Below are 15,637 nucleotides of genomic sequence, written 5' to 3'. Positions count from 1 at the left end.
TTATTTGTGAAAAATATAGTAATAAGAAGCGGTAGCCTCCGAATGGGAGGACTTGAAAGAGTACTTATAGATACCTTGAATCTAATTAATAGAAAAAAATATAAAGTATTTCTAATAATAGAGGATGACTGTGAAGAGGAGAATATATTTCAAGAGGATGTTCCTAAGGATATAGAGCTATATTTCATAAAACCTAAAATTATGATAGATAAAACTCATAGTTATAGAATAAGAAGAAAGCGTTGCTTATTCTCAAGAGTTATGTATAACTATCACATGTATTTAGAGCATAGATTTGTATTGAAAAGAACAATAGAGATTTTAGATGAAATAAAAAAAAGACATGGTGATATAGATTTATTTATAGATTACGATTGGGGGGCAACAAGATATATAGATAAATTGAATTTGAAAAATAGTGTGTTGTGGATTCATAACTCTATCCAAAATCTTTTAAAAAAAGAGAGTAAGATAAAACGTTTTGGAAAGAGAATGAAAAAATATGATTGCATCATAAACATTTGTGATGAGATGAAAGATGAAACTGAAAAGCTGTATCCTTTTTTAAAAGGAAAGGTTAGAAGAGTATACAATCCTTTAAATTATGAAAAGATAAAAAATCTTTCAGATGATGAGAGGGAGTTGTCAGATAATGAGAGAGAGTTAATAAAAGAGCCATATATCTTAGCTGTTTCAAGATTAGATACAGTTCAAAAAGATTATAATACACTTCTTAAAGCTTTGAAGGGTGCTATAGAAAAAGGATTTAATAAAAAACTATATATATTGGGTGATGGTCCAAATAGAGAGGAGATAGAAAATACTGTATCAGATTTAAAATTAGAGGATAGAGTGGTATTTTTAGGAAGAAAAAAGAATCCATATATATGGATGAAGAGATCAGAGTATTTTGTACATAGTTCAAAATATGAGGGATTTGGATTGGTATTAGCTGAAGCTATGGGATTGGGTAAGGTTGTCGTTTCATCAAACTGTAGTGTTGGTCCAAAAGAGATATTGGAATTTGGAAAATCGGGAATTCTTTTTGAAGTTGGAGATTTTAAAGCTTTGGAAAATATCTTTTTAAAGCTGGAGAATGAGAAAAAATTGATAGAAAAATTAGAGAAAAAAGCAGTAAGTAGATGTGAAGAGTTTAATTTCGAAAATGTAGGAGAGAGATTAGAAAATCTATTTAATGGAATTTTAGAGGAGGAGAGATGAGGATTAGTAGAGAGCATTACAATAAAATAGAGGAGGGATTGCTCTATTTAATAGGATTATCTCTATTTATAAGCTATGATATCTCCAAAATATTGGCATCAGTAACAATATTGGTTTTGATAGGAAGAAAAATATTTTATAAAGAATCTTTAGAGTGTGGAAATGAAAATATTAAAAAGTTTATAATAGGATATGTATTAATAGGTATAGTTTGGAACTTTATAGGAGGGATGAGCTATAAACCGGTTAGAAACTTTTTAAAGATGGCTAGATATATACCGTTTCTGTTTTTACTATATCCACTATTTCAAAAAAAGAAAGAACTTTTCGATAGATTCTTAATCTGTGGATTGGGAAGTTATTCTATACTTTTAGGGAAAGTTGTTTTAGAATATAAAAAAAATCTTTGGCGAAGAGCTAGTGGATTTGAGGGTGTAAATCCAACAGGAACTATGGGAGCTATGGTAGCTGTTTTCTCATTTGGGTTGTTTATTTCAGAGAGGAGCATAATAAAAAAGATGGTTTACATAGCAGTATATATATCTGGAATTTGGATAACTGTAGCAACTCAGGGTCGAGCACCTTTGGTAGGAGCACTACTAGGAACAGGGATAATAGTTATATTGGAGTTATACTCTAACTTCAATATAAAGAAGCTACTACTTTTAGGAGTAGCCATAGCTGTACTATCGGTTGGTGGTCTGAAAACTATTCCACCTAAAAAATTAGTTAGATTTAAAACGGCATTTAATACAGAGAAAACAGTAAAAAACTCTTCGAATGGATTGAGATTAGAGATGTGGAAGATAGGATTAAAAAGAGTAAAGGAGAATCCTTTATTTGGAGCAGGAACTAAGTATGATAGAGAAAATCTTTTTAGAAAGTTTGCAGAAGAGCTTCCTGAAAGTAGCACTGCTGAAAAACGTTATAAAAATACACTTCTAACAAAAGGTTTTAATGATGCTCATAGTATGTATATAAATGCTGCTGTAGATATGGGTATATATATAGTTTCACTATTGATTCTTTGGTTTTTAATCCCAGGGTATTTGATGATTAAAAATATAAAGAGATTGAAAGATAAAAGATATTTGCTAGGGTCGATAGGAGGAATAGTTGTTTATTTAACTGTAGGAGCTTTTTGGATGCTTTGGAGAACACCTGAGCAGATGTATTTTTGGATTTTATTAACAACTCTTTTAACAACTATAAAAATTGATAAAAATGAGAGTAGCAATGAAAAAGAAAGAGTATAGTGTTTTATATATAAAAACAATTTACACACTATTTATAGGATTATTAATCCTAAATAGAAATAAAACTAAAAAATACTTTATTCTAAATAGCTCTCTTTCACAGGAGATTAAAGATAAAATACTGAAAAAATATGAAGGTATTTCAATAGATGAAACAATCCCTTTAAAAGGAGTAAAGAAATATTGGAATAAATTTATAATGGCTAAAAAGATAAATAAAGTAATAAAAATTTTTTCTAGAAATTCTACAGTTTATGGTTATCTTTATAAAACTTTTATAGGAGATATCTTGAAGAGTAAATTTAAATATTGTATTTTGGAGGATGGATTAGCTAATTATGAATTGAAATCTAGAAATAGGAAAAAAATTAATTTTAAAAATTTTTTACTAGGTGGAAATATTTTTGAATATCAATCTTATGGAGTAGATTCAGAAACAGAAAAGATATATCTGACAGGATTAACTGAGATACCAAAAGAGATAGAGAATAAAGTTATTTTGATAAATCTAAAAGAGTTGTGGAATTTAAAGAGCGAAGATGAAAAAAATGAGATTTTAGAAATTTTCTCAATTTATCCTTCAGAGATAGATGTGCTAAAAGATGGAAAAAATATTTTATTCACTCAACCACTATCGGAGGATTATATTCTTTCAGAAAATGAAAAAATAGAGTTGTATAGAAAAATAATGAAAAATTATTCAGAGAAAGAGGTTTTAATCAAGCCTCATCCAAGAGAAAAAACAGATTATAAAAAAGTTTTTCAAAAAGCGACTATCTTAAAAAGAGAGACTCCATTTGAACTTCTTGTATTATTGGGGGTTCAATTTGAAAAAGCGATAACGATATTTTCAACAGCAGCGTTTTCTTTAGGAAAAAATATAGAGATAGATTTTTATGGAACAGAGATTCATTCAAAGCTGTACAAAAGGTTTGGAGGATTAGAGAATATAAAAATAGAGAGAAAAAAACTAGAGGTAGGTTTCAGTAAATTTTTGAATTTCTGATCTCTTTATTTGTAATTGGAAATTGTGTTTTATCAGCTTGGATAATAAGTTTTATGAGAGCTAAGGATTAAATCCCTAGCTCTTTTTTTAATTTTTGGGAGTAGATATCTACAATCCTAGGATTATATTTTTTACAATCTTTTAAAAATTTTTGAAAAAGTTCCTCTCCATTAGTTCGTCCAATCTCTTCAAAATAGCTCAGATAGTAATTGAAATTTCCTTTGATGATTTTTTCATTGTTGCTATCATCATCACTTTTTTCATCTGATAGCTTGCTTTTAAATTTCCAACGTCCTGCAACAGCCATAACAAGACCAGCATTGATATCTCGACAATGGTTGTTTTTATGTTCGAGTAAAACTCTTTTGTAGATATTTTTAAACTCCTCTAAAGTGAGATTAGGATTAGCATTTAAGATATTAGCTGCAGTTTTTTCATCTACAACACTCTTTAAAAACTTTCTAAGAGTTAGTCTAGTATTTTTTTTGTTAGAAATAGTATTAGTAATATCTTTATTAGTAATATCCTTATTAGTATGTGGCTGGTTTTCCACATCAGGAGAACCCATATCTGGGGCGCCCATATCTGGAATACCCACATCTGGAATACCCATATCAGGAGAATCCATATGTGGAATATCCATATCAGGATAAACCTGTTTAGGAGGATGAATACAAGGAGTCGCTATCAAAGGAAGTTGCGAAGTAGATTCTGAGTTATTCTCAGGAAAAGTCTCTTTCAGATGTTCTTTACAGTCAAACATGTAGAAAAAAACTTTTTGTTCGCCCTTTTTAGCAAATTGAATATTTGTTTGTTTATAGATATAACCCTGTTTTTCAAGGGATGAGAGTAGTTTTGATACTCGCTCTTTACCAAGATTAAGTTCATTCATAAGACTCTGAACATTTATAACCCAATCGGATGGCTTGGATAGTAAAACAGTTGCAAAACCTAGAATATCTAGGTTTTGCTTGCAGTTTTGAATGACCTCATTATGAATCTGAGTGTAGTTTTTCATAGCTTTATTTTTAAATATATATTTCATAGGCTACCATTAACATATTTTTTATAGTATTTATTACATATAAGCTCTCCGACATCTAGGATAGAAAACATATCTGTATTGTTAATTGAATATTTTTTAATTTTATTATTTTTTATATTCTCTTCAAAGGTTGCTTCATAGATTAGAAGTGTATTTAAAATTATTGTTTTAGGTTGAATATCACCAAAATTTTCAAGCAAAAGTTGATTGAAAATAACTGAGAACTCTGTTTGGGTAAGATTAGAGGTTAAACGGTTTGCATTTTTTCTTAAAAAAATATTAAAGTTTTCTTTTGGAAAATCATTTGTCTTTTTCATGTCTCTTTTTTTCATTAAATCGCCTCCGTCATTAAGAATTTAATTAGATCTTCTTTTTTAAAATAATATATGTTGCTAGTTTTGTAAGATATAAGTTTGTTAGAGTGGATAATTCTTCGAATAGTAGAGTCAGATTTTTTAAGAAATTCCATAAGTTGTTTTACACCAAAAAAATCGTTAAGTAGATGAACTAAGTCAAAAAATGTTTCCATAATACATCACCCCAAATGTTTTTTTATGGCACTAAAAAGAACCCTTAGCAAGAATATATTACTAAAAAACAAAAAAATCAATATTTGTATTACGTTTTTTTTCTAAACTAGTCAAAATTGAAAATAAAAATAGTTTTTTCTAAACTAGTCAGAATTTGTGACAGATATTTTTTTCTGTGATACGATAAAAACATCTCGGGATAAAAATAAAAAACAAAGTAGGAGGTATTAAAATGACAAACAGGGAAGTAAAATTGATTTTAGAAAGTGTAATTGAAAAGACAAAGAAGTCGGTTGAGAATGAGAAAAATTATTTAAGAGAGTTAACAGATGACAGATCTTTATTGATGTACATTGAGGTAATGCAAAGTGAAAACCAACCTCTACCAGATGATTGTGGATATGAGTCATATACAGATTGGAAGACTCAGATCGAGAAAGAGATTAAAACAGGAGAAAACTCTTTAAGTAGAATAGGAACAGAAAAGGCGGAGTTAGTAGCGTTTGAATACTTCGTGGCAAATGCACCAGAGGCCTAGGCCTATGATAAAGTTGCTGAAGATAATATATATAATCCTTTCGATAGCTGGAATGGCAGTTACAGGAAGTAATGCAATGGTTTTAAAAGAGATAGGAGTGAAGGTAAGCAGGCTTAGTAATCTGCCTGCAGTAACTTCACACTCTCAGATACACATAAATTAAATTATGGACGGAAGAGGACAAGTTTCCTCTTCTTTTTATTTTTAGAGTACTTCGAAAAAACAACTTTAAGAACTTAAAAAGAACATATTTTTTATTTTTTGATAAAATGTTGAAGAGAATTTAAAATAAAATAAAAAAACTTCTACTTTTTTTCATACTTAAAAAATGTTATAATATCTCTGGAAAATAAAATTTTAAAAGGAGAGGGGAAAATGAACCACGGAGTTTCTACAGAATTTAGACATGACGATGATGAGATTGATTTAATCGAATTATTGATGATACTGGTAAGAGAGAGAAAAACGATATTTATAACTATGATTTTAGTTACATTTTTATCGTTAGGGGGAGCGCTTTTTGAAAGAAATGTTTCTAAAAGAGCTGAGGTTATATTAACGCCAAAGAGTTCAACATTTGCAGAGAGTAATTTTTTAGTAGCAGGAGTCTTAGAGAAAGTATATTCTGAAAATGATATTAGAGCTAAACAAAAAATAACATTGGATCAATTTCGTGATGAGTTTAAAATAACAGGAGTTATACCAAAAGAGATAGAGGATAGAAGATCATTTTTAGCTAAAAATGCAGAGACATTAACATATAATCCAACATCATATAAGATTAGCTTAAGAGTTGGAAGTATATCAGAGAGTGAAAGAGTTCTTCAAAACTATATAGATAACTTAAACTCTTACTATAGAGAGCAGCAAGAATCAACTTATAGATTCGAAGAGTTTGATTCAGGAATATTAGAGGATGATAGATATAACTATGAAGACTATATTAGAATTTTAGAAGCTAGAAAATCCGCTTTAAAAGAATTAATAGAGGGAAGAGAAAGCACGAGATTGGATTATGTCTCTTATGGATTTGGATATAGAGATATAAAAATAGCTCTTGATAACTTAGAATCAATTAGAATACAGGAGTTAAAAAACTATCTTTTAGCAACAAATATAGTTAAAGATAAAGAGAAGTTTCAAAGTGAGTTTATAAATAGAAAGTTTAGATTAGAAAACAGTATTAAAGAGAAAAAAGAGCAAGCTATTAACTATAAAACTTTAGTAGATAACTATAAGTTTGATAACAATGATATGGTTGTTCCAAAAGGAGTAAAAATAGCTTTAGGGGATAATGCTAGAGAAAAATATTACACTGAGCTTATGTCTAACTATTTAAAAACTGAAAGTGAAGCTCTTAATCTACAAGAGGAGTTAAAAGAGTTGATCTATATAAATAAAAATTTAAGAGTAGCTAAGGATACTGAAAAAGAGTATATAGTTGACAGACTAAAAATGATAATAACTGATTATAACTCAATAGTAGGTAAGGCAAACCGTTTAGAAGCAAAAGAGAATCATATTGATAATGGGAAACTAGTTAAGATTGCTTCACCAGTTGAAGTAATATCAAATTCAAAAGCAAAACTGATCTTAGCGGTTGGAATTGTAATGGGAGTATTCTTAGGAGTTATGATGGCTTTCTTAAAGAATTTTTATCACTCGTTTAAAAATGCAGGTAAAGGACTTTTAGCGATAGGGATGTTCTTCTTTATAGGGATAAATTCATATTCGAAAGAGGAGGTTGTAATAGGATTTACTCATAAAGAGATGAAGCAGGGATTAAATCCGGATAGAACACCTTTTGATTTGAATGATGTTTTATTGAAAGGCTATTTAGTAGACAAGTTAGGATTACCAATAAGTGAGATGAAGGATGTAACTATTACACCGATATTTCCAGCAAATAGTCTGAACTCTGTAGAAAAGAGATTAAAAGATGGAGAGAGGGGATATCTTTACGTTCCTACAGAGTATAGAGTGACTCTGAACCTAAAAGATTCTAAGATGGAGAAAGAGATGAAGGAGAAATTGATATTAGAATTTCCAACATTCTATATAAACTACTTCTTAGAGATAAGTACAGGAGATCATCCAGATTATTTAGCTCAGTATGATAACTATAGAGATACAATGAGAGCTCTAAGTAATCTGATGAGTGGATTGAAAGAGGAGATTGAACAAAGAAAAGCGAATGCTTCTACAAAAGAGATATTCTATGAATACAATAACTTAGGAGTAGAATTGAGTAAAACAAGTGATGTTAGATATAGAGATATAGTTAACTTTATAAGATCAAACCACCTAGTTAGAGATATCGCTTTAGAAAAGATATTTTTAACAGGAGAGAATAGATATATAAATCTGACTCTAGAGTCTTTAAGTAGTAAAAAGAAAACATATGTAAGTATATTGAAAAACTACTCTACAGGAGAGCGTAGTGCACAGATTTTAGAAAGTGGAGATTTAGCTATGAGCGCTGACTCAGGACTTCGTGAGAAACAGTATATAGATATCTCAAAAACATATGTAAGCAATCTTAACTTTGAAAACAGTTTAAAAATTAAACTGTTAGAAAATGAACGTAATTTTAAAGAGATGAGATTACCTACAGAGGTAGAGATGAATAGATTAAAGAGAGAGTTTAAAGAGGTTCAAGAGGAGCTTAACTCTATTGTAGACAGAATGGTTGCTGTAGAACTTAGAGATTATAGAAGAGAGTATATAGGAAGTGTAAAGGTATTTTAATTTAGGGGGGAATAAAGGTGTTTAGAGAGAATATAATAACTGAGCTATTTTCAAATAGAAGAAATATAGTGAAGTTAGCAATAGACCTAGTATCAGTATTCATTGGAATCTTTCTAGGCCTTTTAATCAGATATGAAGACAGTGTACTTTTTAATATTCATAGGAGCTATTTCATTGTATATGGAGTAGCTTTTTTAGCTGTTTATCTGATTAGAAAAAATGGATTAAAAAGCTGGAGTTACACAAACTCATTAGATGTGCTAAATTTAACATTTACAAATTTGATTGCACTGATGATAACTCTTTCATATTATGCTGTGTTCAGAGAGAGTTATTCAAGAACAGTTGTACTTGTGGGATTTGTATTGGTATTGATGTTACAACTTCTTTGGAGATTCTTCTTCAGATTGAATAGATCATACAAGGTTATGCTAAGCAAAAATAAACCTAAGATGAACACCTTGATATATGGAGCTGGAGATGCTGGAGTTGCTTTAATTAGAGATGGGCTTACAAACCCAAACTATCCATACCATATTACGGCTATCGTAGATGATGACAGACGTAAGCGTGGAACATATATAAATGGAGTAAAGGTGTTTGGAGATTTTTATGATCTTGCAGATGTTGTGAGAGAGCAAAGCATAGAGATGGTGATAATAGCTATTCCAACTATTAAAAGAGAGCGTATAAAAGAGATAATTGATCTAACGAAATGTTGTGCAGATGTAAAAGTAAAAATTTTACCTGGATTAGATGAGATTCTACAAGATGAGAATATAGCTAATCAAGTAAGAGATGTAAGTATAGAGGATTTGCTTGGAAGAGAGCAGGTCTTAGTAAATGGAGATAATATAAAAGATATTATAGAGGACAAGGTTGTATTTGTAACCGGTGGGGCTGGAAGTATAGGAAGTGAACTGGCGCGTCAGATTGCTAGATACAGACCGAAAAAACTGGTAACGATAGATGTAAATGAGAATGATCTTTACTTCTTGGAGTTAGAGCTGAAGAGGATGTTTAAAGAGTTCGATTTACAGAGTGAAATCTGTAATATCAGAGAGGCTGAGAAGGTTGAGTTACTATTTAACAGATATCGACCAAATATAGTTTTCCATGCAGCTGCTCATAAACATGTGCCGTTGATGGAGCATAATCCAGAGGAAGCTATAAAGAACAATATCTTTGGAACTAAAAAAGTTGCAGAGATGGCTATAAAGTATGGGGCTGAAAGATTTGTGTTAATCTCTACAGATAAAGCGGTGAATCCTACAAATATAATGGGAGCAACAAAACGTGCTTGTGAGATTGTGGTTGAATCTATGAATGGTAAAAGCGATACAAAGTTTATGGCTGTAAGGTTTGGAAATGTTTTAGGAAGTAACGGTTCGGTTATTCCTATATTTAAAAAGCTGATAAGTGAAGGAAAAAACTTAACGCTGACTCATCCTGACATAACAAGATACTTTATGACAATTCCAGAAGCAGCTCAACTTGTTATTGAAGCTGGGTCGCTTGGAAAAGGTGGAGAGCTATTTATCTTAGATATGGGAGAGCCTGTAAGAATAATTGATCTAGCTCGTACTATGATAAAATTATCTAATGCTGATGTGGATATAGAGATAGTTGGATTACGTCCTGGTGAGAAACTTTATGAAGAGTTACTTTATGATGTGAGTGCAGCGATAAAGACAGAGAATAATAAGATATTTATAACTAAAATTGATCCTATGGATATTAAGTTGGAGTATCATTTAGAAAAACTAACAGAAGCTATTAAAAACCCAGTGAAAGAGAATCTTAAAACTCTTATGAAAGAGTTTGTGATTACATATAAAGAGGTACAAACAGAGGTTAAGGGCTGATGGAAAAGGTAATATTAATAGGAGCTGGGGGACATGCTAGGGTTGTTCTAGATGCAGCTCTTTATGATGAGAATATAGAAATAATTGGATTTTTAGATGATGGGGATATCGATGAGATATTAGGAGTTAAAAAACTTGGAAATATCTCTGAGATAGAGAGATTCAAAGATTGTAAGTTTCATATAGCGATTGGAAATAATCTTTTAAGAAAAGAGTTAGCAAAAAAGATCGGTTTTGAAAACTTAATAACGATAGTTCATCCTACAGCAGTTATCTCGAGAGATGTGCAGGTAGGAAAAGGATGCTATATAGGAGCTAGTGCAGTTATCAATTCAAAAGCAATCGTAGAGGATATAGTTATAGTGAATACTAGAAGTGTAGTTGAGCATGACTGTATTTTAAAAGAGGCATCACATCTATCGTATGGAGTACTTTTAGGAAGCTCTGTGAGCATAGAAAAGAGTATTTATATAGAGATGGGAAGCGTTGTAGGAAGGGGAATAAAAGTAGAAAGGGATAAAAATGAAAAGGTTATTTGATATAGTTGCATCATTAGTTGGGTTGATAGTTTTTTTACCACTGATGATAGTAGTTGGAATAATAGTTAAAATGACATCACCTGGACCTATTCTTTTCTCTCAAAAGCGTTTAACAAAAGGGATGAGAGAGTTTTCAATCTATAAGTTCCGTAGCATGACGAGCAATGAGGCGAGAGAGAAAAATACAGTTCAGATAAAGGGAAGCTCAAGTGAGATAACAGCTATCGGAAAGTTTATGAGAAAAACTAAGATAGATGAGCTACCACAGTTTTGGAATATTTTGATAGGGGATATGAGCTTTATAGGTCCAAGACCAGAGCTACCAAGACGTTTGAAATATTATGATGAGAGACAAAAAGGGATATTCGCTGTTCGTAGTGGAATATCGTCTCCAGCAAGTATAGTGTTTTCAGATGAGGAGTACTTGATGAATCAAGTAGAGAATCCTGAGAAATTCTATATAGGTGAGATAATGCCATATAAAATAGAGCTAAATCTTTATTATATTCAGCATCAAACTTTCTTCTATGATATCTGGCTTATAATAGCGACGCTATTAAAGATATTGAACAGAGTTAAGAACAAGGATGTTGTAAAAGATGAAAAGCTGTTAGCTAAAAGAGAAGATATGGTATCTAAGATAGGGGTGGAATACTAATGAAGAAAACTCTGCTAATAACAGGAGCTAGTGGATTTATTGGAAGTAATTTTATAAAAAAGTATGAGAATGAATACAATATAATTCCTGTGTGTTTAATAGAAAAATCTCCAGAGGAGTTAGATTTTACTGGAGTTGATAGTATCCTTCACTTAGCTGCCTTAGTTCACCAGATGAAGGGTGCACCAGAAGAGAGATATTTTGAAATCAATACTGAACTAACTAGAAGATTAGCTGTTAAGGCTAAAGAAGCTGGGGTAAAGCATTTTGTGTTTTATTCTACAGTAAAAGTCTATGGATTTGATGGGGATTTAAATAATCATGATTTTGTGTTGACGGAAAACTCATCTTGCAATCCAAATGATCCATATGGAGCTAGTAAGTATGAGGCGGAAAAATTGCTAAAAGCTTTAGAAGATGAAAGTTTTAAAGTTGCAACTATAAGACCTCCTATGGTTTATGGAGAGGGAGTAAAAGGTAATATGCTGAGTTTAATAAAACTTATGGATAAGTTACCAATTATACCTTTGGGATATGATAAAAATAGAAGAAGTGTTATCAGTACAGCAAACTTATTGTATATGACACACTTAATAATTCAAAAATCAGCAGATGGAATATATCTAGGAACAGAGGGTAATCCAGTATCTATTAAAGAGATAGCTACTTCTATTCAAAAGGGATTAGGAAAAAATAGAATAAATATAGAACTTCCAAAGTTTGTATTCAAAATTTTATGTAAAGTAAAACCAGATATAATGGTGCGTTTGTTTGGAACTTTAGCTTTTAGGCAAGAGGATAATTATATTAAGATAGGATATAAATCACAGGATAGTATGGATAATCAGATAAAGATGATGATAGGAGATTATGCAAATGCAAAATAAGAAAATAATGTTAAGTGCAAATAATGCATTTGTAATATATAACTTTCGTTATGGATTGATGAAAGCTTTAGAAAAAGAAGGATATGAAATAATAACTTTTGCTGGAGAAGATTCAGTTGTAGAAGAGATAAAAAAAAATGGATGGAAATTTATAAATTTAGATATAGATAGAAGAGGTAAAAATATAATAAATGATTTAAAGTTATTTTGTTCATATTATAAAATTTACAAAAAAGAAAAACCAGACTATATTCTTCAATTCACAATTAAACCCAATATTTATGGAACTTTAGCAGCGAAACTTTTAGAGATACCTGTCATAAACAACGTTACAGGATTAGGAGATGTATTTAGCAAAGAGAACTTAACGAGTAAAATAGTCAAATTGCTTTACAAAATAACATTTAAATTCCCTAAAAAGGTATTTTTTCAAAATGATGATGATTTAGAAATATTCTTGGAAAATAATTTGATTGAAAAGAAAATATGTGGAAGATTGCCAGGTTCTGGAGTAGATGTAGAAAAGTTTAAACCATTAAAAAAAGAAAGCTCGAATGATAAATTTAAGTTTTTATTTTTAGGAAGAATTAGTGAAACTAAAGGTGTTAGATTAATAAATGAGGCGGCAAAATTACTAAGAGATAAATATCCAAATGTTGAATTTCAGCTTCTAGGAAAAGTTTATACAGAAGAGAGTAGTCATATTTCTAAAGATGAGTTAAATAAATGGGAAAAATGTTCCAACATTAAATATCTTGGAACCTCAAAAGATGTAAGAAAAGAGATTAAAGAATGTGATTGTATATTATTTCCATCGTATTATAGAGAGGGTGTACCTAGAAGTTTAATTGAATCTGCTGCGATGGCTAAGCCTATACTTACAACTAATAATGTTGGATGTAAGGATATAGTTCAAGATGGATATAACGGATATTTAGCAAAACCAAAAGATTTGGATTCATTAATAGAAAAAATTGAAAAAGTATTAAGTTTAGGAAAAGAAGAGATAGAAAAGTTAGGTTTAAATGGAAGAAAGAAAGTTGAAAAGGAATTTGATGAAAAAATAGTTATCCAAAAATATTTGGAAGCTATTGAAAAATAGGAGGGGGAAATGAAAACATATCTGATAACAGGTGGAGCAGGGTTTATAGGTTCAACATTGACCGAGAGAATATTAAAAGATGGAAATAGAGTTATTGCCTTAGATAACTTTAATGATTTTTATGACTATAAAATAAAATTAAACAATGTATTAGATGTAAATAAGAAAGAGTTAAAGTTTACTTCTGAGGATAAAGAAACTAATGTAAAAGAGTTAAAAAAAATAGTAGATTCAGAGAACTATACTCTTGAATATGTTGACATTAGAGATTTAAAAGAATTAGAAAGAATATTTACAGAAAATAAAATAGATACAGTTATTCACTTAGCTGGTCTTGGAGGAGTAAGACCTTCGATAGAGGATCCGTTACTTTATGAAGAGGTAAATGTAAGAGGAACAAATAATATTTTTGAAGTAATGAGAAGAACAGGAGTTAAAAAGATTTTAGCAGCATCTTCATCATCGGTTTATGGAAACAATGAAAGTGTTCCTTTTAAAGAAACAGATATAGTTGATTTTGCAATCTCTCCATATGCTGCTTCTAAGAAATCAAACGAAGTATTGGCTCATACATATCATCATTTGTTTAATATAGATGTAGTCATGTTGAGATTCTTTACTGTGTTTGGTCCAAGACAGAGACCAGATTTAGCAATCTATAAGTTTACAAAATTGATAGATGAAGATAAAGAGATACCGTTCTTTGGTGATGGAAGTACAAGTAGAGATTACACATATGTAGATGATATAGTTAAAGGTGTTATGTTGTTAGCTGACTATGTAGAAAATAATACTAACGTTTATGAAATATCAAATATAGGTGGAAGTGACCCGGTATCTCTAAAAGAGATGGTAGAGATAATAGAGGTAGTTTTAGGGAAAAAAGCTAAGATAAATAGATTACCTATGCAACCAGGAGATGTAAATAGAACTTATGCTGATTTAACAAAAATAAAGAATCTTGTTGGATATGAAGCTGATAATACATTTAAGCAAGGAATAGAAAAGTTTGTAAAATGGTATTTTGAAAAAGTTAAAAAATAGGGGGTAAAACAAAATGAAAGTAACAATAGCAGGGACAGGATATGTGGGATTATCTAATGCGATACTTTTAGCTCGAAATAATGAGGTAGTAGCACTAGATATAATCTCTGAAAAAGTGGAGATGATTAACAATAAAAAATCTCCAATAGTAGATAAAGAAATCAGTGAATTTTTAGCAACTAAAGAGTTAAAATTAAAGGCAACAACAGATAAAGAGTTAGCATACAAAGATGCAGAGTATGTAGTGATAGCAACACCTACAGATTATGATCCAGAAAAAAATTATTTTAATACAAACAGTGTAGAAGCTGTTATAAAAGATGTTTTAAGTATTAATCCAAAAGCTACGATGGTAATAAAATCTACAGTACCAGTTGGATATACTGATAAAATTAGAAAAGAGTTCGAAATAGAGAATATTATATTCTCACCAGAGTTTTTAAGAGAGGGAAAAGCTCTTTATGATAATCTTTACCCAAGTAGAATAATAATGGGAGATAAATCAGAAGCAGCTAAAAAGTTTGCAAATCTATTATTAGAAGGAGCTATAAAAAAAGATGTTCAAATGTTATTTATGAATAGTACAGAAGCTGAAGCTGTAAAACTATTTTCAAATACATATTTAGCTTTAAGAGTTGCTTATTTTAATGAGTTAGACACGTATGCAGAGTTAAGAGGATTAAATACAAAAGATATAATAGAGGGGGTAGGACTTGATCCAAGGATAGGAGCACACTATAACAACCCTTCATTTGGATATGGTGGATATTGTTTACCAAAAGACACGAAGCAGTTAAGAGCAAACTACTCAGATATTCCTAATAACTTGATTGAAGCGATAGTAGATTCTAATAGTACTAGAAAAGATCATATTGCAGATAGTATCATAAGAAGAAATCCAAAGATAGTAGGAGTATATAGACTTACGATGAAAACTGATTCAGATAACTTCCGTGCTTCATCTATTCAAGGTGTTATGAAGAGAATAAAAGCTAAAGGAATTGAAGTTGTAGTATATGAACCAGTTCTAAAAGAGGAAACATTCTTTAACTCAAGAGTTATAAAAGACTTTGAAGAGTTTAAATCGATAAGTGATGTTATTGTAAGTAATAGACTATCAGAAGAGTTATTAGATGTAGAGAATAAAGTTTATACGAGGGATTTATATGGAAGAGATTAATAAAAAAAATGTAGAGAG

At 30.4% G+C, this 15,637-nt stretch carries 16 protein-coding genes; 13 read left to right on the top strand and 3 right to left on the bottom strand.

Going from position 1 to position 15,637, the window contains the following annotated elements; translation table 11 throughout:
- Positions 1 to 6 precede the first annotated feature (6 nt).
- The 3 genes from L992_RS05700 to L992_RS05690 are packed head-to-tail and all read left to right on the top strand — an operon-like array spanning position 7 to position 3,483.
- Positions 7 to 1,221: a glycosyltransferase gene (locus L992_RS05700; RefSeq protein ID WP_047394950.1), complete on the top strand. Its 1,215-nt coding sequence runs from the start codon at positions 7 to 9 to the stop codon at positions 1,219 to 1,221.
- On the top strand, positions 1,218 to 2,477 hold the full coding sequence (locus L992_RS05695; RefSeq protein WP_047394948.1) for an O-antigen ligase: 1,260 nt from the start codon (positions 1,218 to 1,220) through the stop codon (positions 2,475 to 2,477). The genes L992_RS05700 and L992_RS05695 overlap by 4 nt, the downstream gene beginning before the upstream one ends.
- Positions 2,458 to 3,483 (top strand): glycosyltransferase family 52, encoded by a 1,026-nt coding sequence (locus tag L992_RS05690; protein ID WP_052193921.1) that lies wholly within the window; start codon positions 2,458 to 2,460, stop codon positions 3,481 to 3,483. The genes L992_RS05695 and L992_RS05690 overlap by 20 nt, the downstream gene beginning before the upstream one ends.
- 67 nt (positions 3,484 to 3,550) lie before the next feature.
- Here the strand turns inward: L992_RS05690 and L992_RS05685 are convergent, their stop codons facing one another.
- From L992_RS05685 to L992_RS05675, 3 genes are read right to left on the bottom strand one after another with little or no spacing between them, the layout of a single operon-like run.
- Positions 3,551 to 4,528, bottom strand: a complete 978-nt coding sequence (locus tag L992_RS05685; RefSeq protein ID WP_047394946.1) for a hypothetical protein — start codon at positions 4,526 to 4,528, stop codon at positions 3,551 to 3,553.
- Positions 4,525 to 4,860 carry a hypothetical protein gene (locus tag L992_RS05680; RefSeq protein ID WP_047394942.1) on the bottom strand — a complete coding sequence of 112 codons (336 nt, stop codon included), beginning with the start codon at positions 4,858 to 4,860 and terminating at the stop codon, positions 4,525 to 4,527. Before L992_RS05680 ends, L992_RS05685 begins: the two co-directional genes overlap by 4 nt.
- The gene (locus tag L992_RS05675; RefSeq protein WP_047394939.1) at positions 4,860 to 5,057 is read right to left on the bottom strand and encodes a helix-turn-helix domain-containing protein; all 198 of its coding nucleotides are present in this window, start codon (positions 5,055 to 5,057) and stop codon (positions 4,860 to 4,862) included. The genes L992_RS05680 and L992_RS05675 overlap by 1 nt, the downstream gene beginning before the upstream one ends.
- Positions 5,058 to 5,290: 233 nt before the next feature.
- On the opposite strand from L992_RS05675, the gene L992_RS05670 reads away from it, so the two are divergent.
- From L992_RS05670 to L992_RS05630, 10 genes are all read left to right on the top strand, one after another.
- Positions 5,291 to 5,596, top strand: coding sequence for a hypothetical protein (locus L992_RS05670; RefSeq protein ID WP_047394936.1), 306 nt, complete (start codon positions 5,291 to 5,293; stop codon positions 5,594 to 5,596).
- Between the two features lie 4 nt (positions 5,597 to 5,600).
- The gene (locus tag L992_RS13470) at positions 5,601 to 5,759 is read left to right on the top strand and encodes a hypothetical protein (protein WP_156110651.1); all 159 of its coding nucleotides are present in this window, start codon (positions 5,601 to 5,603) and stop codon (positions 5,757 to 5,759) included.
- A 212-nt stretch (positions 5,760 to 5,971) separates the two neighbouring features.
- Positions 5,972 to 8,344 carry a Wzz/FepE/Etk N-terminal domain-containing protein gene (locus L992_RS05665; protein ID WP_047394935.1) on the top strand — a complete coding sequence of 791 codons (2,373 nt, stop codon included), beginning with the start codon at positions 5,972 to 5,974 and terminating at the stop codon, positions 8,342 to 8,344.
- 17 nt (positions 8,345 to 8,361) lie between these two features.
- Entirely contained in the window at positions 8,362 to 10,209 is a 1,848-nt protein-coding gene (locus L992_RS05660) for a nucleoside-diphosphate sugar epimerase/dehydratase (RefSeq protein WP_231549761.1), read from the top strand.
- The gene (locus L992_RS05655; RefSeq protein ID WP_052193920.1) at positions 10,209 to 10,748 is read left to right on the top strand and encodes an acetyltransferase; all 540 of its coding nucleotides are present in this window, start codon (positions 10,209 to 10,211) and stop codon (positions 10,746 to 10,748) included. Before L992_RS05660 ends, L992_RS05655 begins: the two co-directional genes overlap by 1 nt.
- On the top strand, positions 10,732 to 11,406 hold the full coding sequence (locus L992_RS05650) for a sugar transferase (RefSeq protein WP_047394932.1): 675 nt from the start codon (positions 10,732 to 10,734) through the stop codon (positions 11,404 to 11,406). Before L992_RS05655 ends, L992_RS05650 begins: the two co-directional genes overlap by 17 nt.
- Positions 11,406 to 12,293: an NAD-dependent epimerase/dehydratase family protein gene (locus tag L992_RS05645; protein ID WP_047394929.1), complete on the top strand. Its 888-nt coding sequence runs from the start codon at positions 11,406 to 11,408 to the stop codon at positions 12,291 to 12,293. The genes L992_RS05650 and L992_RS05645 overlap by 1 nt, the downstream gene beginning before the upstream one ends.
- The gene (locus L992_RS05640) at positions 12,283 to 13,395 is read left to right on the top strand and encodes a glycosyltransferase family 4 protein (protein ID WP_052193918.1); all 1,113 of its coding nucleotides are present in this window, start codon (positions 12,283 to 12,285) and stop codon (positions 13,393 to 13,395) included. Before L992_RS05645 ends, L992_RS05640 begins: the two co-directional genes overlap by 11 nt.
- A gap of 9 nt (positions 13,396 to 13,404) precedes the next feature.
- Complete coding sequence (locus tag L992_RS05635; protein WP_047394924.1) at positions 13,405 to 14,439, top strand: GDP-mannose 4,6-dehydratase; 1,035 nt, start codon at positions 13,405 to 13,407, stop codon at positions 14,437 to 14,439.
- Positions 14,440 to 14,452: 13 nt separating this feature from the next.
- On the top strand, positions 14,453 to 15,619 hold the full coding sequence (locus L992_RS05630) for a nucleotide sugar dehydrogenase (RefSeq protein ID WP_047394921.1): 1,167 nt from the start codon (positions 14,453 to 14,455) through the stop codon (positions 15,617 to 15,619).
- Positions 15,620 to 15,637 lie beyond the last annotated feature (18 nt).

It is taken from the genome of Cetobacterium sp. ZOR0034 (genome assembly GCF_000799075.1).
In the GTDB taxonomy this organism is placed as follows: domain Bacteria; phylum Fusobacteriota; class Fusobacteriia; order Fusobacteriales; family Fusobacteriaceae; genus Cetobacterium_A.
Note: the sequence above shows the minus strand (reverse complement) of the source record. Positions and strands in the feature narration are given on the sequence as shown.